Origin of the sequence: Pseudomonas sp. BSw22131 (assembly GCF_026810445.1) — a bacterium.
In the GTDB taxonomy this organism is placed as follows: domain Bacteria; phylum Pseudomonadota; class Gammaproteobacteria; order Pseudomonadales; family Pseudomonadaceae; genus Aquipseudomonas; species Aquipseudomonas huanghezhanensis.
Genome location: NZ_CP113949.1, coordinates 334520 through 357930, shown reverse-complemented (window position 1 = coordinate 357930; position 23411 = coordinate 334520). Strand labels below are relative to the sequence as shown.

Here is a 23411-nt window from a genome sequence, read left to right as displayed (position 1 = left end):
TTGTTGGCGAGGCGGCCAATGCGGCGTGTCAGGCATGACGCTTCGCGAACAAGTTCGCTCCTACAGAGCCCGCACCTGCTTCGCGAAAGCGCACCGCAGGGAGCCAGCACCGGATCTTCATCGTCATCACGTTTGGCGGCAGTGCTGGATCGTGGCACGATGTCGGGGTTATCGACCGAGGCCTTTTTTCCATGCCGCAATCCACAGCCAAAAACCTCTCGCTGATCGCTGCGATCGACTTGGGCTCCAACAGTTTTCACATGGTGGTAGCCAAAGCCAATCAGGGCGAAATACGCATTCTTGAGCGCTTGGGCGAGAAAGTGCAGCTGGCCGCCGGGATCGACGACGAGCGCCAGCTCAGCGAAGAGTCCATGCAGCGCGGACTCGACTGCCTCAAGCGTTTTGCCCAACTGATTAATGGAATGCCGCCGGGCGCCGTCCGGATCGTCGGCACCAACGCCCTGCGAGAAGCACGTAATCGCGGCGAATTCATCCGTCGCGCTGAAGAAATCCTGGGCCATCCCGTTGAAGTCATTTCCGGCCGAGAAGAAGCGCGTCTGATCTACCTCGGCGTCTCACACACACTGGCCGATACCCCAGGCAAACGTTTGGTTGCCGACATTGGCGGTGGCAGCACCGAGTTCATCATCGGCCAGCGCTTTGAGCCGTTGCTGCGTGAAAGCCTGCAAATGGGCTGCGTCAGCTTTACTCAGCGTTATTTCAAAGACGGCAAAATCACCCCGGCGCGTTACGCCCAGGCCTACACAGCCGCGCGGCTGGAGATCATGAGCATCGAACACGCTCTGCACCGCCTGACCTGGGATGAGGCGATCGGCTCTTCTGGCACGATCCGCGCCATCGGTCTGGCGCTCAAGGCGGGCGGCCATGGCACCGGGGAGGTCAACGCAGAAGGGCTCGCCTGGCTCAAGCGCAAGCTTTTCAAGCTGGGTGAAGTCGACAAGATCGACTTCGACGGTATCAAGCCTGACCGCCGCGCGATCTTTCCGGCAGGGCTGGCGATTCTTGAAGCGATTTTCGATGCCCTCGAACTTCAGCGCATGGACCACTGCGAAGGTGCACTGCGCGAAGGCGTGCTCTACGACCTGCTGGGTCGCCATCATCACGAGGATGTACGTGAACGCACCCTCGGTTCGCTCATGGACCGCTACCACGTTGATCTGGAACAGGCTGAACGCGTCGAGCGCAAAGCGCTGCATGCGCTGGAGCAGGTCGCCAAAGCGTGGGACCTGGAAGACGACAGCTATCGGGAACTACTGAGCTGGGCGGCGAAGGTCCACGAAGTCGGGCTCGACATCGCGCATTACCAATACCACAAGCACGGTGCCTACCTGATAGAGCACTCGGACCTGGCCGGGTTCTCGCGTGAAGACCAGCAAATGCTCGCGCTGCTGGTGCGCGGCCATCGCCGTAATATTCCGAAGGATAAATTCGCCGAGTTTGGCGCTGAAGGCGTGAAGCTGATCCGACTGTGCGTACTGCTGCGCTTCGCGATCCTGTTTCATCACATTCGCGGCACCCAAGAGATGCCGCAACCTGTGCTGACTGCCAATGGCAATAGCCTTGACGTGCTGTTCCCCGATGGCTGGCTTGAGAACAACCAGCTGACTCAGGCCGACTTCGGCCTGGAAGCCGACTGGCTGACCCGAGTCGGGATCGACCTTACCGTACGCTGAGAACCGGGTTGCTCAGGCGTTCCAGCAGGGTCGCCTGGGCGCTTCGGGCGTTCTGATTGCCGGTTGGCGTGCTGCGCACATACCGGCCATCAGACTGCAGCAGCCAGCTGTGAGTGTTGTCGGTCAGGTATGACTCCAGTTCCTTCTTGACCCGCAGAATCAGCTTCTTGCCCTCAACCGGGAAGCAGGTCTCGACGCGCTTGTCGAGGTTGCGCTCCATCCAGTCGGCGCTGGACAGAAACATCTGTTCTTCACCGCCATTGAGGAAATAGAACACCCGCGTGTGCTCAAGGAAGCGGCCGATGATCGAGCGCACGTGAATGTTGTGCGACACGCCCGCAATGCCAGGGCGCAGACAGCACATCCCGCGCACCACGAGATCGATTTTCACCCCGGACTGACTGGCCTTGTACAACGCCCGAATGATCTTCGGATCGGTCAGGGAGTTGAACTTGGCGATGATGTGAGCCGGCTTGCCTTCAAGCGCAAACTGGGTCTCGCGGGCGATCATGTCGAGCATGCCCTTTTTCAGGGTGAACGGTGCATGCAGCAACTTCTTCATGCGCAAAGTCTTGCCCATGCCGATCAACTGACTGAACAGCTTGCCCACGTCCTCGCACAAAGCGTCGTCTGAGGTCAGCAAGCTGTAGTCGGTATAAAGACGCGCGTTGCCGGCGTGATAGTTGCCCGTACCTAAATGCGCGTAACGCACGATCTCCCCCGCCTCGCGACGCAGGATCAGCATCATCTTGGCGTGCGTCTTGAAACCGACCACACCGTAAATCACTACCGCGCCCGCTGCCTGCAAACGGCTGGCGAGTTGCAGGTTGGATTCTTCGTCGAACCGTGCACGCAGCTCAATGACCGCCGTGACTTCCTTGCCGTTGCGCGCGGCGTCCACCAGTGCATCAACGATTTCAGAGTTGGCGCCGCTGCGGTAAAGGGTTTGGCGCACCGCCAGCACGTGAGGGTCTTTGGCTGCCTGACGCAGCAAATCCACTACCGGCGTGAAAGACTCGAACGGGTGCAACAGCAGGATGTCCTGCTTGCTGATCACGTTGAAGATGTTTTCGCTGTTCTGCAGCAGCTTCGGAATGGCTGGCGTGAACGGCAGGTATTGCAGCTCCGGGTGGCTGTCGAGGCCAGTGATGCTGAAAAGCCGCGTGAGGTTGACCGGGCCATTGACCTGGTACAACTCTGTCTCGCTCAGGTTGAACTGCTTGAGCAAGTAGTCCGACAGGTGTTTCGGACAGGTGTCCGCCACTTCCAGACGCACCGCATCGCCATAGCGACGTGAAAACAGCTCGCCCCGCAGCGCACGCGCCAGGTCTTCTACGTCTTCGGAATCCAGCGCCAGGTCGGCGTTACGGGTCAGGCGGAACTGATAGCAACCCTTGACCTTCATGCCTTGGAACAAGTCATCGGCATGCGCGTGGATCATTGACGACAGGAATACATAGTTATCGCCAGGCCCGCCAACCTCTTCCGGCACCTTGATGATGCGAGGCAGCAGACGCGGCGCCGGAATGATCGCCAGACCCGAATCGCGACCGAAAGCGTCGATGCCTTCCAGCTCAACGATGAAGTTCAGGCTTTTGTTTACCAACAGCGGGAACGGGTGCGTCGGATCGAGGCCAATCGGGGTAATGATCGGAGCGATCTCGTCACGGAAGTAACGGCGCACCCAGGTTTTTAGCTTGGTGGTCCAGTAACGACGACGAATGAAACGCACCTGATGCTTTTCGAGTTCCGGCAAAAGGATGTCGTTGAGAATGGCGTACTGACGATCAACGTGGCCATGAACCAGTTCACTGATGCGAGCAAGCGCCTGATGCGGCTGCAAGCCATCGGCGCCAGCTTGTTCGCGGGCGAAGGTGATCTGCTTTTTGAGGCCGGCCACACGGATTTCGAAGAATTCATCCAGGTTACTGGAGAAGATCAGCAGGAACTTCAGCCGCTCAAGCAGCGGGTAGGACTCATCAAGCGCCTGCTCCAACACGCGAATGTTGAACTGCAACTGCGACAGTTCGCGGTGGATGTAGAGGCTGGTGTCATCCAGGTTAGGGACGACGATAGCGGGTGCCACCGGGTGAGGAGGCTCCAGGGCCGGTAAGACTTCAATCGTCGGTTCGACGACTGGAGTAGCGTCCTGGGCATCGATCTCGACGGCGGCTTCGGTGAGTCCTTCGGTATTCATGAATGATCCTGTAGGGCTATTGCGCTGGCCATAACGTTGAAGACGCCAGGCCGGATGGTGCGGTCACGCGGCGGGCGGACCGTCTTGCACCGAATCGATAGGCGGGCGTGACCGGATGGTAAACACCAGCCAAGATGCCTTCAACCTGCGCGGGCGGGCAAGCGCGACAGTTATAAGCCGCCATTATGACTACTGTGTGACAGTCGTAGTTGCGGTACGGTGCCCGAGCACTACCATCATTTGTGAAGGAACATTGCATCTGCAACGTAGGAAACTTTAATGCCGAGACACATTTCCACACTTTCCTGAATGCCGTGGGCGAGTTAGGCTGCGCGTTCATTTCGCCAGCACCCTCATGATGCTCCAGCAATTTCTGCAAGAATTTGGCTACTTTGCCCTCTTCCTAGGGACCTTTTTTGAAGGTGAGACCATTCTGGTACTTGCCGGATTTCTTGCGTTCCGCGGATACATGGACATCAATCTGGTGGTGGTCGTAGCGTTTTTCGGCAGCTACGCCGGCGATCAGCTGTGGTATTTCATGGGGCGCAAGCACGGCCGCAAACTGCTGGCCCGCAAGCCACGCTGGCAGCTCATGGGTGATAGGGCGCTGGAACATATTCGGCGACATCCGGACATTTGGGTGCTGAGCTTTCGTTTCGTTTACGGACTGCGAACGGTAATGCCGGTTGCCATCGGCTTGTCGGGGTATCCGCCGGGCCGCTATTTGTTGCTTAACGGAATCGGCGCGGCGGTGTGGGCTGCCGCACTCGGAGCTGCCGCCTATCACTTTGGCGCAGTGCTCGAAGGCTTGCTGGGCAACGTCAAGAAATACGAGTTGTGGGTGCTCGGCGCACTGCTCATCCTGGGTGCCGGGCTCTGGGTGCGTCGCAGGCTGAAAAACGCCCGCATCGCCAGGCAGGCCAAGCTGGCCATTCCCGCCACTGTCGAAGTCAAGAACCGGCCTGACGAGTAACCCGCCCCGCGCGCAATACCCGATATTGCGCCCGGCAGGCCATGCATCGCCCTCCTCGCTTTCCAGCAAAAACCCTGTGGCAACCCAACGCAAACTAGTGGACATTTGGCATCGTCGGCGCTGCTGATCGCCGTGTGCTGCGCTGTAAAAGCACTGATCCAGCGCAACCGGTCCGCCAGCGAGCAAAAACAGGGAGCACTCAGCATGACCAAGAAAGTGGCCGTCATTCTTTCCGGCTGTGGCGTTTATGACGGCGCAGAAATCCAGGAAAGCGTACTTACCCTGCTGCGGCTTGATCAACGCGGCGCACACGTGAAGTGCTTCGCGCCCAATATTGCGCAGCATCACGTCGTCAATCACATCACCGGGGAAGAAATGCCCGAGACGCGTAACGTGCTCGTCGAATCTGCGCGCATCGTGCGTGGGGCAATCGAGGATATTCGTGAGGCTGACATCAGCGAATTCGACGCGCTCATCATCCCGGGTGGCTTTGGCGCAGCGAAAAACCTGTCCAACTTTGCAGCTGAAGGCGCGGGCTGCAAGCTCCAGGTTGAAGTGTTGGCGATGGCCGAAGCATTCGCCGAAGCGGGTAAACCGATCGGCCTGATCTGCGTGTCCCCCGCCCTTGCCGCCAAAATCTATGGTCCCGGCGTCACCTGCACCATCGGCAACGACGCCGACACCGCTGCCAAGATCACCAAAATGGGCGGCCAGCACGAAGACTGTGAAGCCACTGAAATCGTCGAAGACAAAGCCAGGAAGCTGGTCTGCACGCCCGCCTACATGGTGGCCACGTCCATTGGTGAGGCGGCGGCGGGTATTAACAAGCTGGTTGACCGGGTGCTGGAGCTCACTCAACAGAACGAATGATGGGCCAGCCAGCGCCCACCGAGGCTCACCTCAAGCAGGTTCGACCTTGAGGATCGCCCCCTCCTGACTCACCACTCGCACCAGGCTACCTGCCAGCGCGTCAGGCCCAATGACCATCCATACACCGTCATTGACCTTGATCTTGCCGCGCCCCGCGACAATGGCGTCATGCACGATAAACGTCCGCCCGATCAATTCCTGTCCACGCATGTTCAGCCCTGGCTGATCGGATTGCCGTATGACCACACGCTGCCGGCGCCACCAGTAGACAGCAGTCAGCACCGACAGCAAGGCAAACAGCAGAAACTGCAGTTCCCACGGCATACCGGTAACGATGTAGGTCAGGATGCCGACCGACGCGGCCGCCACGCCTATCCACAGCAGATACCCGCCCGCGCCAAACACTTCGAGAATCAACAGCACGGTACCCAGCGCAAGCCAGTCCCAGAACGCCAGATTTTGCAGGTAGTCCAGCATGCCGTCCCCCTCAGACCGTCTTGGTCGGTGTGGGTGGCTGCGTGCCGAACGTGGCTTTGACGATCTCCCCGATACCGCCCACCGCGCCAATTACCTGGCTGGCTTCCAGCGGCATCAGGATCACTTTGCTGTTGTTGGCGGACGCCAGTTGGCCCAGCGCATCAATGTACTTTTGCGCGACGAAATAATTGATCGCCTGAACGTTGCCGGTGGCGATAGCTTCGGAAACCACTTGCGTTGCCCTGGCCTCTGCTTCGGCCTGGCGTTCTCGCGCCTCAGATTCGAGGAATGCAGCCTGCCGTCCGCCTTCGGCTTCGAGGATCTGCGCCTGCTTCTTACCTTCGGCAGTGAGGATCGCAGACGCTCGCAAGCCTTCAGCCTCCAGAATCTGCGCACGCTTGATCCGCTCCGCCTTCATCTGGCCACTCATTGCAGCCATCAAGTCGGCAGGCGGGCTGATGTCCTTGATTTCAATCCGGGTGATCTTGATGCCCCACGGCGCCGTCGCTTCATCGACAGTACGAAGCAGTTTTTCATTGATGTTGTCGCGCTGGCTGAGCATCGCGTCCAGCTCCATGGAGCCGAGCACAGTGCGAATATTGGTTTGCAGCAGGTTGCGCAGCGCGTGTTCCAGGTTGTTGATCTCGTAAGCCGCCTGAGCGGTATTGACCACCTGGAAGAAGCACACTGCATCGATCTGTACGGTGGCGTTGTCAGCGGTGATGACTTCCTGCGGCGGGATATCCAGCACGCTTTCCATGACATTGATCTTGCGCCCGATGCGGTCCATGACCGGCACGATGATGTTCAGGCCCGGTTTAAGGGTGTTGGTGTATCGACCAAAGCGTTCGACCGTCCATTGATAACCTTGCGGCACGACCTTGAAACCCATGAACACAATGGCGATCGCCAAAGCGACGAACAGTAAAACCACACTACCGATTTGCATAACTTTTCCCTGTTGGTTGTTGAATGAGTACGTCTGTGCAGAACACTATCGCTGATTGTCTGCAGGAGCGAATTCATTCGCGAGACGTCGTTCAGTCAGTGAACACTTCAGCGGCTGAAAGATCTTTCGCGAATGAATTGGCTCCTACAGAAGAAAGCGGCCGTGCCTTAACGCTGCTCGCTCTGCGGAGTGACGCGCAGCACTTCTTCAAGCGTAGTCAAACCGGCAGCCACTTTCTGCGCGCCGGACAGTCGCAGGCTGCGCATCCCTTCCTTGAAGGCCTGGCGGCGCAAGCCGGTGAGATCGAGGTCAGCGACGATCTGCGATTTCACGGCATCCGACAGCACCATGATCTCGTACACCCCTGCACGGCCTCTGTAACCCGTATCACGGCATTCTACGCAGCCCACTGCTCGATGGGCACCGGTCGGTACGGGCGCCTGCCACGGACGCGTCAACGCCTGCCAGTCGGCTTCGTCCAGTTCCACCGGCGCCTTGCAGTGCGGACACAGCGTACGCACCAGGCGTTGCGCCATTACGCCGAGAATGGTGGCCTTGAGCAGATAGTGCGGCACACCCAGTTCAAGCAGCCGACTGATCGCACTGGGCGCGTCGTTGGTGTGCAGCGTCGAAAGCACCAAGTGCCCGGTGAGCGCAGCCTGAATCGCCATTTCGGCGGTTTCAAGGTCCCGAATCTCGCCGATCATGATGATGTCCGGGTCCTGACGCATCAGGGCGCGCACGCCGCTGGCGAAGGTCAGGTCGATATTGTGCTGAACCTGCATCTGGTTGAACGCTGGCTCGACCATTTCGATGGGGTCTTCGATGGTGCATAGATTGACCTCGGAGGTCGCCAGCTTCTTCAGCGTGGTGTACAGCGTGGTGGTCTTGCCAGAACCGGTCGGGCCTGTCACGAGGATGATGCCATTGGGCTGGCGCGTCATGTCCTGCCATCGGCGCAGATCATCATTGGAAAAGCCCAGTTGGTCGAAGTCCTTGAGCAACACTTCAGGGTCGAAAATCCGCATTACCATTTTTTCGCCAAAAGCCGTAGGCAGCGTCGACAAGCGCAACTCGACCTCTCCCCCGTCAGGGGTTGTGGTCTTGACCCGGCCATCCTGCGGTTTACGCTTTTCAGCCACGTTCATTCTTCCCAGGCTTTTCAGGCGGCTCACAATCGCCATGTTCACCTGGGACGGGAATTGATAAACGTTGTGCAGCACGCCGTCGATACGAAAGCGCACCATGCCTTGCTCCCGGCGGGGCTCGATATGAATATCGCTGGCACGTTGCTGAAAGGCGTACTGAAACAGCCAATCCACGATGTTGACGATGTGCGCATCGTTGGCGTCTGGCTCCTGGTCACTGGCACCAAGCTTGAGCAATTGCTCGAAGTTGCCCAGATTGGTCAGTTTCTGATCAGCTGCATTGGCTCCGCTGACGGACTTGGCCAGTCGGTAGAACTCAACCGCAAGGCGCTGAATATCGACCGGGTTGGCGACCACCCGCTTGATCGGCAGCTTCAAGACATGAGTCAGATCGGCTTCCCAGGCGCTGACAAAAGGTTGAGCGCTGGCGATGGTCACCGCGTCCCGGTCCACATCCACCGCCAAAATCTTGTGGCGCTGGGCAAACGCGTAAGACATCAAGGGGGTGACGGCCGCGACGTTGATTTTCAGCGGGTCAATGCGCATGTAAGGCTGGCCCGCCTGTTCCGCCAGCCAGGCAGTCAGCGTTTCCAGATCGAGTTTCTTGCCAGGCCGTTTGCCATTGTCGAACTGCTGGGCGGCAAGAAACTCCACAGGATGGACTTGGGCATTTTGCGCACTGCGGCGCAGGGTCAACGCTTGTTCGGCGCTGTCTTGATCCATCAACCCTTGCGCAACCAGATCGCGTAACAGGTCGTTCAGATCCAGCCAGCGGTCCTGAGATGATGAGGCGAGGACGGACATGCGGACTCCTTTGGACGTGACGGCTTACTTCGGTAAGCAAGAATAGTCCCAAGCGTGCCAGCTGTTGCATCCTGCATGTGAGCAGGCATTACGATTTTTCGGATAAACCTGCCCGCAGGCTTAACCTGCCATCGATGAAGCGGCGTCGGGAACCGCATGCAGACCAGCGATCGATTCCAGTTCCACCGAGCAAACATTGATCAAACTGCGCATTTTCTCGGCGATCACCTGAGCGCGATGCCACGTCAGGCCATCGACCTCAACCTTGATCATCAACATGTCTTGTTGTTGCACAACACTGACCTGCTGCGGAATCAGGTACTGCATGGCGAACAGGTTGAGCACTCGACAGATGGAGTCGGCCTCAGCCTCAACCCACAGCTGATAGCGCACGTGACACGTTGCGTTACTGGCAGACCACACGTCCTGACGTGCCAGACCGCTTTGCACGGGTTCGAGATGCGACATGGTGGATACTCCTGTTTTGCACTGACGCAGGATTGGGCATTCAAGGTGTGGAGAATTTTTACACGCGCAATCCGGAATTTCTGCTCTAAGATTGGCTGGTTTCGCCATATAAAGACTTGTTAATGCGAAAAGTCACAGACAAGAGAATTGACTATGCAAACGGAGCTGGATCCTTACGACCGAAAAATTCTCGCCTTGCTGCAAGAAGACGCATCGCTGTCCAGCGCGCAGATCGCGGAGGCCGTCGGGCTTTCGCAGTCGCCGTGCTGGCGTCGAATCCAGCGTCTGAAGGATGAAGGCGTGATCAGGCGTCAGGTGACGTTGCTGGATCGAAAGAAGATCGGGCTCAACACGCAAATCTTCGCCGAGGTCAAACTCAACGCCCACGGCCGCTCGAACTTCACCGAGCTCACCGACGCGATACGTGGTTTCCCGGAGGTGCTGGAGTGTTATGTGCTGATGGGTTCAGTGGACTTCTTGCTGCGCATCGTCACCCCGGACATCGAGGCGTACGAGCGGTTTTTCTTTGAGAAGTTGTCGCTGGTGCCGGGAATTCAGGAGGTGAATTCGACAGTGGCGCTTTCGGAAATCAAGTCGACCACCAGCCTGCCGATTGATCGGTAGGGCGTGGCGCCCCACCGCTTCACAAACATCACGAGCAAGCTCCCTCCCACAGAATTTATGGTTGGCGGAGAATTCCATCCGCCGACGTACTGTGGGAGGGAGCTTGCTCGCGATGCGCTTAGGTACGCGCCGAAGTCTTGCAGGATTACATCTTCAACAGCACCTTCCACGACCGGCTTTGCAGCACGACGATGGTCTGCTGCAGGCGAGCGTCGAGGATTTCGTCGGTGATGTCCAGATGCGCCAACTGCTCCAGCTTGTTCAGCTCGCCGTAAAGGCGATCCAGCTCAGGAAGGTCCAGCGCCGTACGAGCGTAATGCAGCCAGACCTGAATGCGTTCGATACGCGGCAACTGCTCGGCCAAGTCTTCCGGTTGTTGCTGATAACGCGCCAGGTTCAAGGCAGTCGCTTCATCAGCAAGGAAACGGGCTACCCAGCTTTCAACCATCGCAGCGCCCTGACGGTTCCCGCGGTTATTACGCTCGACGGTCCAGCTGCGGGCCATCAACCAGCGCGAAGTGTTCAGTGAAAACTGACCCCAGCGCGGGTCTTCCAGCTCTTCGATAAATTGCTCGTGCGCCGCAGCGCGGACGTCTGCATCTTCTTGTCCGGCGTGCACCAGAGTGCGCCAGTCTTCGAGCAGGGCATCAAGCGCAGCGCGCAGATCGTGAGTGGTCGAGCGCGGTGCGGCCTGACCGAGACTGCCCGCCAGGGCACGCAGCTCGGCGAGCATTTCAACCCACTCCTGCAGCAGACTCCAATGGCCATTGAAGCGATATTGCTCAGCCAGACGCTGACTGCTGCCCAGCAGATACCAGGCGATGGCCGCGAATGCTTCATCCAGCGACAGCTCAGCCGCGATTTGAGGGGCCGGCAGCTTCAACGAATAGCTACTGGCGTCGAACAGACGGTAGCCACGCTCGGCCTTGCTGATGTCGCACGGCATCAGCGCCAGCTTCTCGGCCAGCTCGGCGGCCAATTCCAGCAATGCAGCAGGCTCACCTTCGCGCAGCTCAAGCTCCAGCTCGCAGATTTCCTCTTCCTGTTTGCCGACGATGACTTTGCCCAAGTCCAGAGCGGCTTCGATGACCACTTTGGATTTGCCACGGCCCCACGCGATTTCAGCCTTCTCGCGGACAAAATCGGTGGTGAACACAGGTTTGATGGTCTTCTTGTCCAGGTCCGCCAGTTGCTCGGGCCAGCACTCGCCGTCGAGTTTTTTCAGGTCCAGCTTGGCCTTGGGCAGATCCCAGTTGTATTCGTTTCGCTCAGACAGGCCTGCAATGCTCTGGCCGCGAGTCTTGAGGGTCTGGATGATTGCGTCGCCGTCGCGGCGCAAGCGCAGTGCGACCTTGGCGTGAGCCAGCTCGCGCTCGGGGGTATCGAAGTATTGATTGAACAGCTCAAGCCGTTCCCAGCCACTTTTGTTGCGCTTTTTGAGCAGTGGGTGCTCACGCAAAGCGATGAGGGTTTCGCGGCTGACGCGGAGTTTGATTTCGGTTTCTTTCTGCATGGCCGGAGAATCCAAGCGCTGATCGCTGATAAACGGGGGGACGCAGCCGGGTTCTACACAGCTACGAGGGCCGTGCAGTGTACAGGACATCAACCGTGACAGTTTATCCCCGGACGCCAATGCCCCTATGATGGTCCACGTGATGTAAACCGCCGAGGAATTGCTTATGCCGTTGCCGTCCATGAAAGACCAGTTCGCGGCCCTTATCGCCGCCCCCTCGGTGAGCTGCACTCAGCCTGCACTGGATCACTCCAACCGCCCGGTCATCGACTTGCTGGCCGGCTGGCTGGGCCATCTGGGTTTCGTCTGCGATATACAGCAAGTGCTGCCGGGCAAATTCAATTTGCTGGCAACCTACGGCACGGGCCCTGGCGGGCTTGTGTTGGCCGGGCACAGCGACACTGTTCCCTACGACGACGCGCTGTGGAAGACCGACCCATTGAAGCTGACCGAAGTCGACGGCAGCTGGGTAGGTCTGGGCAGTTGCGACATGAAAGGTTTTTTTGCACTGATCATCGAAGCCGTCCGCGACCTGCTGGACCAGCCTTTCAAGCAGCCGTTGATCATTCTCGCGACCTGCGACGAAGAAAGCTCGATGTCGGGTGCCAAAGCATTGGCCGCGGCAGGCAAGCCTCTGGGCCGGGCGGCAGTGATCGGTGAACCGACTGGCCTGAAACCAATCCGCCTGCACAAAGGCGTGATGATGGAACGGATCGAGATTCTCGGGCGCAGCGGCCATTCTTCTGACCCAAGCCTGGGGCACAGCGCACTTGAAGCGATGTACGACGCCATAGGCGAACTGAAAGGCCTGCGCACGCAATGGCAGACACAGTTTCGCAATCCGCAGTTCAGTGTGCCGCAACCCACCATGAACTTCGGGTGCATCCACGGCGGCGATAACCCGAACCGTATTTGCGGCCAATGCTCACTGGAGTTCGACCTGCGGCCGCTGCCAGGCATGGACCCCGAAATGTTGCGCGCCGCGATTAGGCAAAAGCTGGAGCCGTTGGCGGAGCTGCATCAGGTGCAGATCAACTATGCGCCGCTGTTTTCGGAAGTCTCGCCGTTCGAACAGAGCGCGGATGCGGAGCTGGTGCGGGTGGCTGAACGTCTCACCGGTCATACGGCCGAAGCAGTGGCATTTGGCACCGAAGCGCCTTATCTTCAGCGCCTTGGCTGCGAAACAATCGTGTTGGGCCCCGGCGATATCAAGTGTGCGCACCAGCCGGGCGAATACCTTGAAATGTCACGCTTGCAGCCTACAGTGCGTCTGTTACGTCAATTGATCGAACACTACTGCCTGACACCGGCCCGATAGTCATCGCCCGGTGAACCAGGTTAAACCCAGAAGGAGAATGCGCGTGTTGCCATGCCTGTTTCGACGATAAAGCTCATGCCGTTGTGAGTGTTAACCCTTCGTCCCTCTTTTTCACAGGCTCTTTCGGTTATGCCCGATTACGTTAATTGGCTTCGTCACGCATCTCCCTACATCAATGCCCATCGCGATTGCACCTTTGTCGTCATGCTCCCCGGCGACGGCATCGAGCACCCCAATTTCGGCAATATCGTCCACGACCTCGTGCTGTTGCACAGCCTGGGCGTGCGCTTGGTGCTGGTTCACGGTTCACGCCCACAAATCGAAAGCCGCCTCGAGGCTCGCGGGCTGACGGCGCATTTCCATCGCGACATGCGCATCACTGACGCCGCGACCCTGGAATGCGTGATCGATGCCGTCGGTGCGCTGCGCCTGGCTATCGAGGCGCGCCTCTCCATGGACATGGCCGCCTCGCCGATGCAGGGCTCACGGCTGCGCGTGACCAGCGGTAATCTGGTCACGGCACGGCCTATTGGCGTACTCGAGGGCGTGGATTATCAGCACACCGGCGAAGTGCGCCGGATCGACCGCAAAGGCATCAATCGCCTGTTGGACGAGCGCTCGATCGTGCTGCTGTCGCCCATTGGTTACTCGCCAACCGGGGAAATTTTCAACCTCGCCTGCGAAGACGTCGCCACTCGGGCGGCTGTGGATCTGGCGGCCGATAAGTTGCTGCTGTTCGGCGCTGAGCCCGGCCTGCTGGATGCACAAGGCAAACTGGTACGTGAGTTGCGGCCGCAGCAAGTTCCGGCGCACTTGCAGCGTTTGGGCAACAATTACCAGGCTGAATTGCTGGATGCAGCGGCTGAAGCCTGCCGTGGCGGCGTTGCGCGCAGCCATATCGTCAGCTATGCCGAAGACGGCGCACTGCTGTCGGAGCTGTTCACCCGAGCAGGCGGCGGCACGCTGGTGGCGCAGGAACAATTTGAGTTTGTACGCGAAGCAGGCATCGGCGACGTAGGCGGTTTGATGCAACTGATCACGCCGCTGGAAGAGCAAGGCATTCTGGTGCGTCGCTCGCGTGAGGTGCTGGAGCGCGAGGTCGAGCAGTTCAGCGTGGTCGAACGTGAAGGACTGATCATCGCGTGCGCGGCGCTGTATCCGATTGCCGACTCACAGGCGGGTGAGCTGGCCTGTCTGGCGGTCAACCCGGAATACCGCCACGGCGGGCGCGGCGACGAGCTGCTTGAGAGAATCGAGGAGCGTGCGCGCGAACTCGGGTTGAAGACCCTGTTTGTCCTCACCACCCGCACCGCGCACTGGTTCCGCGAACGCGGCTTTGAGCCCAGCAGTGTAGATCGTCTGCCGAGTGCGCGAGCATCGCTGTACAACTATCAGCGTAATTCGAAGATCTTCGAGAAGGCGCTGTAACAAGCGCTCAAAAGCTTCGTAGGAGATCCCCCCGTCGTCCAGACGCCGCGCTGTCGCGCAGCAAACATTGGCAGTACGCGCTTCTGTTTTTGATTCTGTCCGAAGGGCGTGGGAGCTGGCCGGGCGGCGTTCCGTTTGCCTGCGATCTGGTGCGAAGCGCCAGTAAATCCTAGCAATTCGGCATGTCAGGCACGACTGAGGCGTCTGGTTTCAGGACTGCTGCGCAGCCCATCGCTGGCAAGCGGAGCTCCCACGCCTGCGGCAGACGCGAAATTTTGGGGCCTTTTAAATCAACGATATATCTGATGTTTGATGAGAGCGCGCTTGCTCGCGGTTGGCTTGGCAGATGCAGATGCAGATGCAGATGAATCGTCTGACACTGCCCCATCGCGAGCAAGCTCCCTCCCACTGCCATAGGTTTGATCAGTTACTGATCGCCAGGATACTCGCCTGATACGCGCCGACGAAGGTGTCGAAATCGACCACTTCTTCGGTCTGCTCAAGCTCTGACTGCTGCTCAAGAGAATTGCGGGCCAGGGTTTCGAATTGCGACTGGTCCTCCATGCTCAGCGGCTGACTGCGGAAGTATTCGGCATGTGCTTCGCTCTGCCGGAACGAGAACGCCGTAAAGCCTTCCTTGTGCTCCGCCATGCTGGCCAGAACCTGCGCCGACGGCGTCAGGGAAGCATCAACCACTTTGGCGCGCTGCACGGCCAGAGACGTTGCGTGCTCATCGATCCCTTGGCTCTCATCCAGCAGTTTGATGATCGGCTCGATGGTGTCCAGCAACTCGTCCGCCCAGACTTTCAGGTCGATGGTTGTGTCGTTGCGGCTCAGCTCCAGCCCCGGACGGCGCCCTTCCTTGACCACGGTCAGGAAGTTTGAAGCCGCGTTGTTGCACTCGTTGTTCGCCAGCTGAGGGCTTTCCTGCAGGGCACAGAACAGGATGAACGCATCGATAAAGCGCGCTTGCTGCAAGTCGATGCCGGTCGGCAGAAACGGGTTGATGTCCAGGCAACGGATTTCGACGTACTGCACGCCACGCGCCACCAACGCCTGAATCGGACGCTCACCGGAATACGTGACGCGTTTGGGCCGAATGGTCGAGTAGTACTCGTTCTCGATCTGCAGCACATTGGTGTTCAGTTGAATCCACTCGCCGTCCTTGTGCGTGCCAATTTCAACATACGGCGCATAAGGCGTTGCCACGGCTTTGCGCAGGCTGTCGGTATAGCTCAGCAGGTCGTGATAGCACGGAGTCAGATCGGCTTGGGCGTTGCTCTGATAGCCCAGATCGCTCATGCGCAAGCTGGTCGCGTACGGCAGATAAAGTGTGTCGGCGTCCAGTTGCTCCAACTGATGCGAGCGACCGCGCAAAAAGCTTGCGTCCAGCGCAGGCGACGCGCCGAACAGATACATCAACAACCAGCTATAGCGCCGGAAGTTGCGAATCAGCCCGATGTAGCTGTGGGATTGATAATCGCGAGCGTCGCCGTCGAAGTCCTCAGTCTGCTTGAGCACAGGCCAGATAGCCTCAGGCAGCGAGAAGTTGTAATGGATGCCGGCAATGCACTGCATTGTCTTGCCATAGCGCAGGGCCAGGCCCTTGCGATAGACGTACTTGAGCTGAGCAATGTTCGAGGTGCCGTAATAGGCAATCGGAATGTCTTCTTCAGCCGGCAGCGGGCACGGCATGGAAGGGCTCCACAAGAACTCGCCGCCCAGTTTGCTGTAGGCAAAACGGTGGATCTGGTCCAGGTTCGCCAGCGTATCGGCCGGATTTTTCAAAGCCGGCGTGATGAACTCAAGCAGCGATTCGGAATAGTCCGTGGTGATTTGTTCGTTGGTCAGCGCAGCGCCAAGTGCTTCGGGGTGAGGCGTCTGGGCCAGACGCGCATCGCCGGTCACGCGCAGACATTCACGCTCGATGCCGTGCAGGCACTGCTCCAACAGGGAGAGGTTAGTGCGCTCGCTAAGCAGAGCCAGGCGGCGGTTGAGAATTTCGCTCAAGTTGAATTCCTTCACGCATCAGTCGGCCCTATATGGGGATCGTAATGACGGTCTACAAGGGTGAGGAAAAAAACTGGCGTTGACGCCTCGTTTCGGCCTGAACGCCCGGTTTCCGGAAACCGATGACCCAGCATCGATTTGAGAGTATTTCGACACCGTTACACCGTGCCGAAATTACCCCATAACCGTATCCGACATCTAGACGACAGCGAACGTGCCCTGCGCTTTCGCGACAAGTTTGTCGTCCTGACGGACTTCGGCTTCTACAACGAGGGTTCGTCTGCCAGCGTGCAAAACCGTGCTGATGCAAGTGACCTCGCCCTCGGCAACGCCGCGTACATAGTTAATTTTGCATTCAATCGTCACGCTGCGCTGATCAAAGCCATGAGAGCTGGAACACGCCAGTCCCATGGTGATGTCGACCAGGCTGAAAATAGCGCCACCATGCATCACATTGCCGCGGTTGCGTAAATGCGGTTCAAGTGGCAGCGCGACTTCTGCAACGCCCTCGCCCAGCCGCACTACCCGGCAGCCGAGGTGTTTGAAGTACGCGCTTTCGGTCAGTTCCGGCGAGATATCCATCAACGCTTCTTCAACTGTTTGGCGTTGGCAAACAAAGACGCCATCGGGTTATTGGCAGGCGCGGCTGTGGCCACTTCCTTACGCGGGGCACTTTGTTGCTGCTGGCGAGGCGCCGAGCCCGGACGTGCGCCGCGAGCACCGTCGATTTTCTCGCCGGGCGTGTCACTCATGCGCATCGAAAGGCCGACGCGCTTACGCGGGATGTCGACCTCCATGACCTTCACTTTCACCACATCGCCCGCTTTCACGGCTTCGCGCGGATCTTTGATGAATTTTTCCGACAATGCGGAGATGTGCACCAAACCATCCTGATGCACGCCGATGTCAACAAAAGCGCCGAAGTTCGTCACATTCGTAACCACGCCTTCGAGAATCATGCCCAACTGTAAATCCTTGAGGTCTTCGACGCCGTCTTGAAACTCGGCCGTTTTGAACTCAGGGCGCGGGTCTCTGCCTGGCTTTTCCAGCTCCTGCAAAATATCGGTGACCGTTGGCAAACCGAAGGTTTCATCGGTGAATTTCTTCGGGTCCAGTCGCTTGAGGAAGCTGGCATCGCCCACCAGCGAGCGAATGTCGCGGTCGGTTTCGGCGGCGATGCGTTGCACCAGCGGATAGGCTTCCGGGTGAACGGCTGAAGAATCCAGCGGGTTGTCGCCGTTCATGACGCGCAGGAAACCGGCCGCCTGCTCGAACGTTTTTTCGCCAAGACGCGCGACTTTCTTCAGTGAAGCGCGGGTCTTGAAGGCGCCGTTTTCGTCGCGATGAGACACGATGTTCTGCGCGAGCGTGGCGTTGAGGCCGGAAATACGTGCCAGCAACGCAACCGAGGCCGTGTTGACGTCCACACCCACGGCGTTCACGCAATCCTCGACCACGGCATCCAGACCGCGTGCCAGTTTGAGCTGGGAAACGTCGTGCTGATACTGGCCGACCCCGATGGATTTCGGATCGATCTTCACCAGTTCAGCCAGCGGGTCTTGCAGCCGACGGGCGATGGAAACCGCGCCACGGATCGAAACGTCCAGATCCGGGAACTCTTTGGCGGCAAGCTCCGAGGCCGAGTAAACCGAAGCTCCCGCCTCGGACACCATGACCTTGGTCATCTTCAGGCCTGGGTATTTTTTGATCAGATCAGCGGCCAGCTTGTCGGTTTCGCGGCTGGCGGTGCCATTGCCAATGGCGATCAGGTCCACCGCATGCTTGGCGCACAAGGCTGCCAGCACGGCGATAGTCTGGTCCCACTGGTTTTTCGGGACATGCGGATAAACCGTCGCGTAATCGAGCAGTTTGCCTGTGGAGTCGACCACTGCGACCTTGCAACCAGTGCGCAGGCCCGGGTCCAGACCCAATGTCGCGCGCGGGCCGGCAGGTGCTGCCAGTAGCAGGTCGTGAAGGTTATGGGCGAACACGTTGATCGCCTCTGCCTCGGCGCCTTCACGCAACTCGCCGAAGAGGTCTGTCTCAAGGTGCGAATACAGCTTCACTTTCCAGGTCCAGCGGACCACTTCGGCCAGCCACTTGTCGGCAGGTCTGTTCTGATTCTGTAGACCGAAACGCTCGCCAATCATCAGTTCGCACGGGTGCATGGTGCCGGGCAGCTCTTCGCCTACCTTTAGGCCGGCGCTGAGGATGCCCTCGTTACGGCCACGGAAGATCGCGAGTGCGCGGTGCGACGGCATGCTCTTCAGGGGTTCGTCGTGTTCGAAGTAATCGCGAAATTTCGCGCCTTCTTCTTCCTTGCCTGCGACTACGCGTGCGCTGATCACAGCTTCGTGCTTGAGGAAGCTGCGCAGCTTTTCCAGCAGCGAGGCATCTTCGGCAAAGCGCTCCATGAGAATGTACTTGGCGCCTTCAAGTGCCGCTTTTACGTCCGCCACGCCTTTTTCGGCGTCGATAAAGCGCGCCGCTTCCGTCTCGGGGGCCAGGCTCGGGTCATTGAACAAACCATCGGCCAGCTCACCGAGGCCAGCTTCCAGAGCGATCTGGCCTTTGGTGCGGCGCTTCTGCTTATAGGGGAGGTACAAATCTTCGAGGCGGGTTTTGGTGTCGGCAAGCTTGATGTCGCGAGCCAGCTCAGGGGTCAGCTTGCCTTGCTCTTCAATACTGGCAAGGATGCTGACGCGACGCTCATCCAGCTCGCGCAGGTAGCGCAGGCGCTCTTCCAGATGACGCAATTGCGTGTCATCGAGGCTGCCAGTCACTTCTTTACGGTAGCGAGAGATGAAGGGCACGGTAGAGCCTTCATCCAGTAGCGCGACGGCCGCTTCGACCTGTTGCGGGCGGACACCGAGTTCCTCGGCGATGCGGCTGTTGATGCTGTCCATAAAACCACCTGGCGAATGTATGTACTAAAAATCCAGCTACTGGCGAACTGCCTTAAAAAAGCGTTGCCTACCTTGAGGGCGCAGCATTATACCCAGCCAACCCTGATTAGGGGACCGGCCGATCACCCGCCGCGAGCCGGGCCGACTATTACCGGATGAACCTGAAGAGAGCTGCAGGCGAGAGCGTCAGTGGCGGCTCACGAAAAATCTGCTAACAATGCACACGGTGCGCATCACAGCAGCTACGCCATAATGCGCGCCGAGATCAAAGGAGCATCCTATGAGCAGCACCGCACAAACGGCTGAAGGCGAGAAAATTCTCATCGTTGATGATGACCCAGGCTTGAGCAGCCTGTTAGAGCGCTTTTTCACCAGCAAGGGCTATCGTGCCCGTGCGGTGGCCAACGCGGAGCAAATGGATCGCTTGCTGGCCCGCGAGGTCTTTCACCTAGTGGTCCTTGACCTGATGCTCCCTGGCGAAGACGGCTTGTCTGCCTGCCGCAGACTGCGTGCCGCCAACAACCAGGTACCGATCATCATGCTGACCGCCAAAGGCGATGAGCTGAGCCGGATCAAGGGCCTCGAACTGGGCGCTGACGACTACTTGGCCAAACCCTTCAACCCTGACGAACTGATGGCACGCGTTAAGGCGGTGCTGCGTCGTCAGGCGGTCCCAGTACCAGGAGCGCCCGGCACTGAAGACGAATCCGTTACCTTTGGCGAATACGAGTTGTCGCTGGCAACCCGCGAACTCAAGCGTGGTGACGTTGTACACATGCTGACCACCGGTGAGTTCGCCGTGTTGAAGGCACTGGTTATGCACGCGCGCGAGCCATTGACCCGTGACAAGCTCATGAATCTTGCCCGTGGTCGCGAATGGGATGCGCTGGAGCGCTCTATCGACGTTCAGATTTCACGTCTGCGCCGCCTGATTGAGCCGGACGCCGCCAAGCCCCGCTACATCCAGACCGTTTGGGGCGTGGGTTACGTGTTCGTACCGGATGGCGCCGGTGACTCCAACGCTGACAAGTAAGCACTGACCGGTCACTCGTGGGGGCACGCTTCAACGCCCGATCACATCTCCAGTTACGCTGATTTCCCCTCTAAAAGGGTCTTCGGTGTAGCTGGTTTTGGCGTAGCTCTCGATCCGCCCTCCCGCAAATACCGCGAGTCTGACTCGCTCCTTCAAAGTGTGTAGCTGCTGTTATGAAAACACCGCTGTGGTTTCCGCAAAGCTTTTTCTCACGCACCCTCTGGCTGGTGCTCATCGTTGTGTTGTTCTCCAAAGCGCTCACACTGGTTTATCTGCTGATGAACGAGGATGTGTTGGTCGACAGGCAATACAGCCACGGTGTGGCGCTGACACTTCGTGCCTACTGGGCCGCAGACGAAAGCGATCGCGAGAGCATCGCTGCAGCGGCGGGCCTGATCCGGGTCGTTGGCGGCGGCGTACCCGAGGGCGAGCAGCATTGGCCCTACTCCGAGATCTATCAGCGCCAGATGCAGGCCGAACTGGGTGCCGACACCGAAGTGCGCCTGCGCGTCCATGCCCCGCCCGCGTTGTGGGTCCGTGCGCCGAGCCTTGGTGATGGCTGGCTGAAAGTGCCGCTTTACCCGCATCCGCTTCGAGGACAAAAGATCTGGAGCGTGCTGGGCTGGTTCCTGGCAATTGGCTTGCTGTCTACCGCCTCAGCCTGGATTTTCGTCAGCCAGCTCAACCAGCCACTGAAGCGACTGGTGTTTGCGGCGCGTCAATTGGGACAAGGTCGCAGCGTCCGCTTGCCGGTCAGTGATACACCCAGTGAAATGACCGAGGTTTATCGTGCGTTCAACCAGATGGCCGAGGACGTAGAACAGGCCGGACAGGAGCGCGAGTTAATGCTCGCTGGGGTTTCACACGACCTGCGCACACCATTGACCCGCTTGCGCCTGTCGCTCGAGTTGATGCCCGGCGACAACGATCTTATGGGCGGCATGGTGCGTGACATCGAGGATATGGACGCAATCCTTGATCAATTCCTGGCCTTTATCCGTGACGGGCGTGACGAAGAGATCGAAGAAGTTGACCTCGGCGATCTGGTGCGTGAGGTCGTCGCACCTTACAACACGCCAGTGGAACAGATTCGTCTGTGTCTGGAGCCGATTCCTGCATTCGCGCTGCGACGCGTTTCGCTAAAGCGGCTGCTGGCCAACCTGATTGGCAACGCCATGCACCACGCGGGTAACGGTGTCGAGGTCGCGGCGTATATTTCCGGAGACAGCGGCGCGCCGTACGTGGTGTTAAGCGTGCTGGACCGTGGCACCGGGATCGACGAATCGGAGCTTGAAGGCATCTTCAATCCATTCATTCGTGGTGATCGTGCGCGTAGCGGCAAAGGCACGGGATTGGGCCTGGCGATCGTCAAACGCATAGCGGCGATGCATGGCGGTAATGTGGAATTGCGCAACCGTTCAGGTGGAGGGCTTGAAGCGAGGGTGAGATTGCCACTGGGGTTGATGCTACCCCGGGACGCCGATTGACGCTGAACTTGTAGGAGCGCTCTTGCACGCGAAGAGGTCATAAGGCCGCGGATGCTCTCTCGGGCCCGAGTGACAGCTTCGCGGGCAAGCCTCCAACAGGGTTACAAGCGTATAGTCAGCCCTTCCCTTTGGTCCGCGTCATGTGCGGGCCGCCGTTCTTCTCGATGTACTGAATGATCATCCCGGCGACATCTTTGCCGGTTGTCGTTTCGATACCCTCAAGGCCTGGCGAAGAATTCACCTCCATCACCAGTGGCCCGTGGTTGGAACGCAGGATATCAACGCCCGCGACGCTCAGGCCCATGACCTTCGCTGCGCGGATTGCCGTCATGCGCTCCTCCGGAGTGATCTTGATCAGGCTGGCAGTGCCGCCGCGGTGCAGGTTGGACCTAAACTCTCCTGGCTTGGCCTGACGCATCATCGATGCAATCACCTTGTCGCCTACGACGAAGCACCGGATATCTGCGCCACCCGCCTCCTTGATGTACTCCTGCACCATGATGTCCTGCTTGAGCCCCATGAACGCCTCGATCACCGATTCAGCGGCGGTCGCGGTTTCACACAGCACCACACCAATCCCTTGGGTTCCCTCCAGCACCTTGATCACCAGCGGAGCACCGTTGACCATCTGGATCAGGTCGGGAATATCGTCCGGCGAGTGGGCGAACCCCGTCACTGGCAGACCTATACCACGACGCGACAGCAGTTGCAGCGAGCGTAGTTTGTCTCGCGAACGCGCGATCGCCACAGACTCGTTGAGCGGAAATACACCCATCATTTCGAACTGACGCAGCACCGCGCAGCCGTAGAACGTGACAGAGGCACCAATACGCGGAATGACCGCGTCAAAACCTTCCAGTGGCTTGCCTCGATAGTGGATCTGCGGCTTATGACTGGCAATATTCATATAGGCACGCAGGGTATCGATCACCACCACCTCGTGGCCGCGCGCAATGCCAGCTTCGACCAGACGGCGGGTTGAATACAGACGCGGGTTTCGCGAAAGCACAGCGATCTTCATGCAGCACCTGTGGCAGAGGAATTAGAGACCGGGAACACCGGCTTGTCCTGAACGTATGTAATGCCCGGATTGACCACCAGTTGGCCGTCGATCAAGGCGTTGGAACCCAGTAGCAGCCGGTAACGCATGGCTTTGCGGCAGGCCAGCGTGAACTCCACCGGCCACACCCGATCGCCGAGTGCCAGCGTGGTACGAATCACATAGCGCACCTGCGCATGGCCGTTGGAGCTTTTTATGGTTTTCATGGCCACCAGTTGCGCTTCGCATCGGCGATGGCGCAACTGAACGATCGTGCCGAGGTGAGCATTGAAGCGCACCCATTTTTCTCCATCGCGTTCGAAGGGTTCGATCTCCGTAGCATGCAGACTTGAAGTGCTTGCACCGGTGTCGATTTTCGCCCGCAGGCCAGCCACCCCCAAGTCTGGAAGCGCCACCCATTCGCGAAGGCCTATAACTGTTAGATGATCGAATGTTTTCAATACGGTTCCGTA

19 protein-coding genes are annotated in these 23411 nt (G+C 58.8%); 8 read left to right on the top strand and 11 right to left on the bottom strand.

Annotation, left to right across the window (positions count from 1 at the left end; translation table 11 throughout):
* The first annotated feature begins 191 nt into the window (after positions 1 to 191).
* Complete coding sequence (ppx, locus tag OYW20_RS01525) at positions 192 to 1694, top strand: exopolyphosphatase (RefSeq protein WP_268798980.1); 1503 nt, start codon at positions 192 to 194, stop codon at positions 1692 to 1694.
* Here the strand turns inward: ppx and ppk1 are convergent.
* Entirely contained in the window at positions 1681 to 3891 is a 2211-nt protein-coding gene (ppk1, locus tag OYW20_RS01520) for a polyphosphate kinase 1 (protein WP_268798979.1), read from the bottom strand. The genes ppx and ppk1 overlap by 14 nt on opposite strands.
* A 355-nt stretch (positions 3892 to 4246) precedes the next feature.
* Here ppk1 and OYW20_RS01515 point away from each other — a divergent pair, with 355 nt between their 5' ends.
* Together OYW20_RS01515 and elbB are read left to right on the top strand one after the other, a co-directional pair.
* Entirely contained in the window at positions 4247 to 4864 is a 618-nt protein-coding gene (locus OYW20_RS01515; protein WP_268798978.1) for a DedA family protein, read from the top strand.
* Positions 4865 to 5068: 204 nt separating this feature from the next.
* Positions 5069 to 5734, top strand: a complete 666-nt coding sequence (elbB, locus tag OYW20_RS01510) for an isoprenoid biosynthesis glyoxalase ElbB (RefSeq protein WP_268798977.1) — start codon at positions 5069 to 5071, stop codon at positions 5732 to 5734.
* 30 nt (positions 5735 to 5764) lie between these two features.
* Here the strand turns inward: elbB and OYW20_RS01505 are convergent, their stop codons facing one another.
* The 4 genes from OYW20_RS01505 to OYW20_RS01490 all read right to left on the bottom strand — a co-directional run bounded on the left by OYW20_RS01505 (position 5765) and on the right by OYW20_RS01490 (position 9580).
* Positions 5765 to 6211 carry an NfeD family protein gene (locus OYW20_RS01505; protein WP_268798976.1) on the bottom strand — a complete coding sequence of 149 codons (447 nt, stop codon included), beginning with the start codon at positions 6209 to 6211 and terminating at the stop codon, positions 5765 to 5767.
* Between the two features lie 10 nt (positions 6212 to 6221).
* Entirely contained in the window at positions 6222 to 7160 is a 939-nt protein-coding gene (locus tag OYW20_RS01500; protein ID WP_268798975.1) for an SPFH domain-containing protein, read from the bottom strand.
* A gap of 167 nt (positions 7161 to 7327) precedes the next feature.
* Positions 7328 to 9112, bottom strand: coding sequence for a GspE/PulE family protein (locus OYW20_RS01495; RefSeq protein ID WP_268798974.1), 1785 nt, complete (start codon positions 9110 to 9112; stop codon positions 7328 to 7330).
* Positions 9113 to 9232: 120 nt separating this feature from the next.
* A complete protein-coding gene (locus OYW20_RS01490) occupies positions 9233 to 9580 on the bottom strand; it encodes a hypothetical protein (protein WP_268798973.1) in 348 nt (115 codons plus the stop codon).
* Between the two features lie 153 nt (positions 9581 to 9733).
* Here OYW20_RS01490 and OYW20_RS01485 point away from each other — a divergent pair, with 153 nt between their 5' ends.
* Positions 9734 to 10204: an Lrp/AsnC family transcriptional regulator gene (locus OYW20_RS01485; protein ID WP_268798972.1), complete on the top strand. Its 471-nt coding sequence runs from the start codon at positions 9734 to 9736 to the stop codon at positions 10202 to 10204.
* Positions 10205 to 10349: 145 nt separating this feature from the next.
* Here the strand turns inward: OYW20_RS01485 and OYW20_RS01480 are convergent, their stop codons facing one another.
* Positions 10350 to 11717: a CYTH domain-containing protein gene (locus OYW20_RS01480; RefSeq protein ID WP_268798971.1), complete on the bottom strand. Its 1368-nt coding sequence runs from the start codon at positions 11715 to 11717 to the stop codon at positions 10350 to 10352.
* A 166-nt stretch (positions 11718 to 11883) separates the two neighbouring features.
* On the opposite strand from OYW20_RS01480, the gene argE reads away from it, so the two are divergent.
* Together argE and argA are read left to right on the top strand one after the other, a co-directional pair.
* A complete protein-coding gene (argE, locus tag OYW20_RS01475) occupies positions 11884 to 13035 on the top strand; it encodes an acetylornithine deacetylase (protein ID WP_268798970.1) in 1152 nt (383 codons plus the stop codon).
* A 129-nt stretch (positions 13036 to 13164) separates the two neighbouring features.
* Positions 13165 to 14463, top strand: a complete 1299-nt coding sequence (gene argA, locus OYW20_RS01470) for an amino-acid N-acetyltransferase (RefSeq protein WP_268798969.1) — start codon at positions 13165 to 13167, stop codon at positions 14461 to 14463.
* Between the two features lie 423 nt (positions 14464 to 14886).
* Here the strand turns inward: argA and gshA are convergent, their stop codons facing one another.
* The 3 genes from gshA to OYW20_RS01455 form a co-directional block, all read right to left on the bottom strand.
* Complete coding sequence (gene gshA / locus OYW20_RS01465; RefSeq protein WP_268798968.1) at positions 14887 to 16473, bottom strand: glutamate--cysteine ligase; 1587 nt, start codon at positions 16471 to 16473, stop codon at positions 14887 to 14889.
* A 198-nt stretch (positions 16474 to 16671) separates the two neighbouring features.
* Positions 16672 to 17055: a PaaI family thioesterase gene (locus OYW20_RS01460; protein WP_268798967.1), complete on the bottom strand. Its 384-nt coding sequence runs from the start codon at positions 17053 to 17055 to the stop codon at positions 16672 to 16674.
* Positions 17055 to 19379, bottom strand: coding sequence for a Tex family protein (locus tag OYW20_RS01455; RefSeq protein WP_268798966.1), 2325 nt, complete (start codon positions 19377 to 19379; stop codon positions 17055 to 17057). Before OYW20_RS01455 ends, OYW20_RS01460 begins: the two co-directional genes overlap by 1 nt.
* A gap of 280 nt (positions 19380 to 19659) precedes the next feature.
* Between OYW20_RS01455 and ompR the strand changes: the two genes are divergently transcribed.
* Together ompR and OYW20_RS01445 are read left to right on the top strand one after the other, a co-directional pair.
* Positions 19660 to 20412 carry an osmolarity response regulator transcription factor OmpR gene (gene ompR / locus OYW20_RS01450; RefSeq protein WP_268798965.1) on the top strand — a complete coding sequence of 251 codons (753 nt, stop codon included), beginning with the start codon at positions 19660 to 19662 and terminating at the stop codon, positions 20410 to 20412.
* A 173-nt stretch (positions 20413 to 20585) separates the two neighbouring features.
* Complete coding sequence (locus tag OYW20_RS01445; protein WP_268798964.1) at positions 20586 to 21899, top strand: ATP-binding protein; 1314 nt, start codon at positions 20586 to 20588, stop codon at positions 21897 to 21899.
* Positions 21900 to 22014: 115 nt separating this feature from the next.
* Here OYW20_RS01445 and rimK read toward each other — a convergent pair whose 3' ends face one another.
* Together rimK and rimB are read right to left on the bottom strand one after the other, a co-directional pair.
* Entirely contained in the window at positions 22015 to 22920 is a 906-nt protein-coding gene (gene rimK, locus OYW20_RS01440) for a 30S ribosomal protein S6--L-glutamate ligase (RefSeq protein WP_268798963.1), read from the bottom strand.
* Positions 22917 to 23399: a retropepsin-like aspartic endopeptidase RimB gene (gene rimB, locus OYW20_RS01435; RefSeq protein WP_456239191.1), complete on the bottom strand. Its 483-nt coding sequence runs from the start codon at positions 23397 to 23399 to the stop codon at positions 22917 to 22919. The genes rimK and rimB overlap by 4 nt, the downstream gene beginning before the upstream one ends.
* Positions 23400 to 23411: the final 12 nt, after the last annotated feature.

Coding starts and splice junctions, on each gene's coding strand:
- ppk1 (WP_268798979.1), bottom strand. CDS start 3,891: ATGAATACCGAAGGACTCACCGAAGCCGCCGTCGAGATCGATGCCCAG.
- OYW20_RS01515 (WP_268798978.1), top strand. CDS start 4,247: ATGATGCTCCAGCAATTTCTGCAAGAATTTGGCTACTTTGCCCTCTTC.
- ompR (WP_268798965.1), top strand. CDS start 19,660: ATGAGCAGCACCGCACAAACGGCTGAAGGCGAGAAAATTCTCATCGTT.
- OYW20_RS01495 (WP_268798974.1), bottom strand. CDS start 9,112: ATGTCCGTCCTCGCCTCATCATCTCAGGACCGCTGGCTGGATCTGAAC.
- OYW20_RS01485 (WP_268798972.1), top strand. CDS start 9,734: ATGCAAACGGAGCTGGATCCTTACGACCGAAAAATTCTCGCCTTGCTG.
- OYW20_RS01445 (WP_268798964.1), top strand. CDS start 20,586: ATGAAAACACCGCTGTGGTTTCCGCAAAGCTTTTTCTCACGCACCCTC.
- elbB (WP_268798977.1), top strand. CDS start 5,069: ATGACCAAGAAAGTGGCCGTCATTCTTTCCGGCTGTGGCGTTTATGAC.
- OYW20_RS01505 (WP_268798976.1), bottom strand. CDS start 6,211: ATGCTGGACTACCTGCAAAATCTGGCGTTCTGGGACTGGCTTGCGCTG.
- argE (WP_268798970.1), top strand. CDS start 11,884: ATGCCGTTGCCGTCCATGAAAGACCAGTTCGCGGCCCTTATCGCCGCC.
- OYW20_RS01500 (WP_268798975.1), bottom strand. CDS start 7,160: ATGCAAATCGGTAGTGTGGTTTTACTGTTCGTCGCTTTGGCGATCGCC.
- OYW20_RS01490 (WP_268798973.1), bottom strand. CDS start 9,580: ATGTCGCATCTCGAACCCGTGCAAAGCGGTCTGGCACGTCAGGACGTG.
- OYW20_RS01455 (WP_268798966.1), bottom strand. CDS start 19,379: ATGGACAGCATCAACAGCCGCATCGCCGAGGAACTCGGTGTCCGCCCG.
- ppx (WP_268798980.1), top strand. CDS start 192: ATGCCGCAATCCACAGCCAAAAACCTCTCGCTGATCGCTGCGATCGAC.
- OYW20_RS01460 (WP_268798967.1), bottom strand. CDS start 17,055: ATGGATATCTCGCCGGAACTGACCGAAAGCGCGTACTTCAAACACCTC.
- rimK (WP_268798963.1), bottom strand. CDS start 22,920: ATGAAGATCGCTGTGCTTTCGCGAAACCCGCGTCTGTATTCAACCCGC.
- argA (WP_268798969.1), top strand. CDS start 13,165: ATGCCCGATTACGTTAATTGGCTTCGTCACGCATCTCCCTACATCAAT.
- OYW20_RS01480 (WP_268798971.1), bottom strand. CDS start 11,717: ATGCAGAAAGAAACCGAAATCAAACTCCGCGTCAGCCGCGAAACCCTC.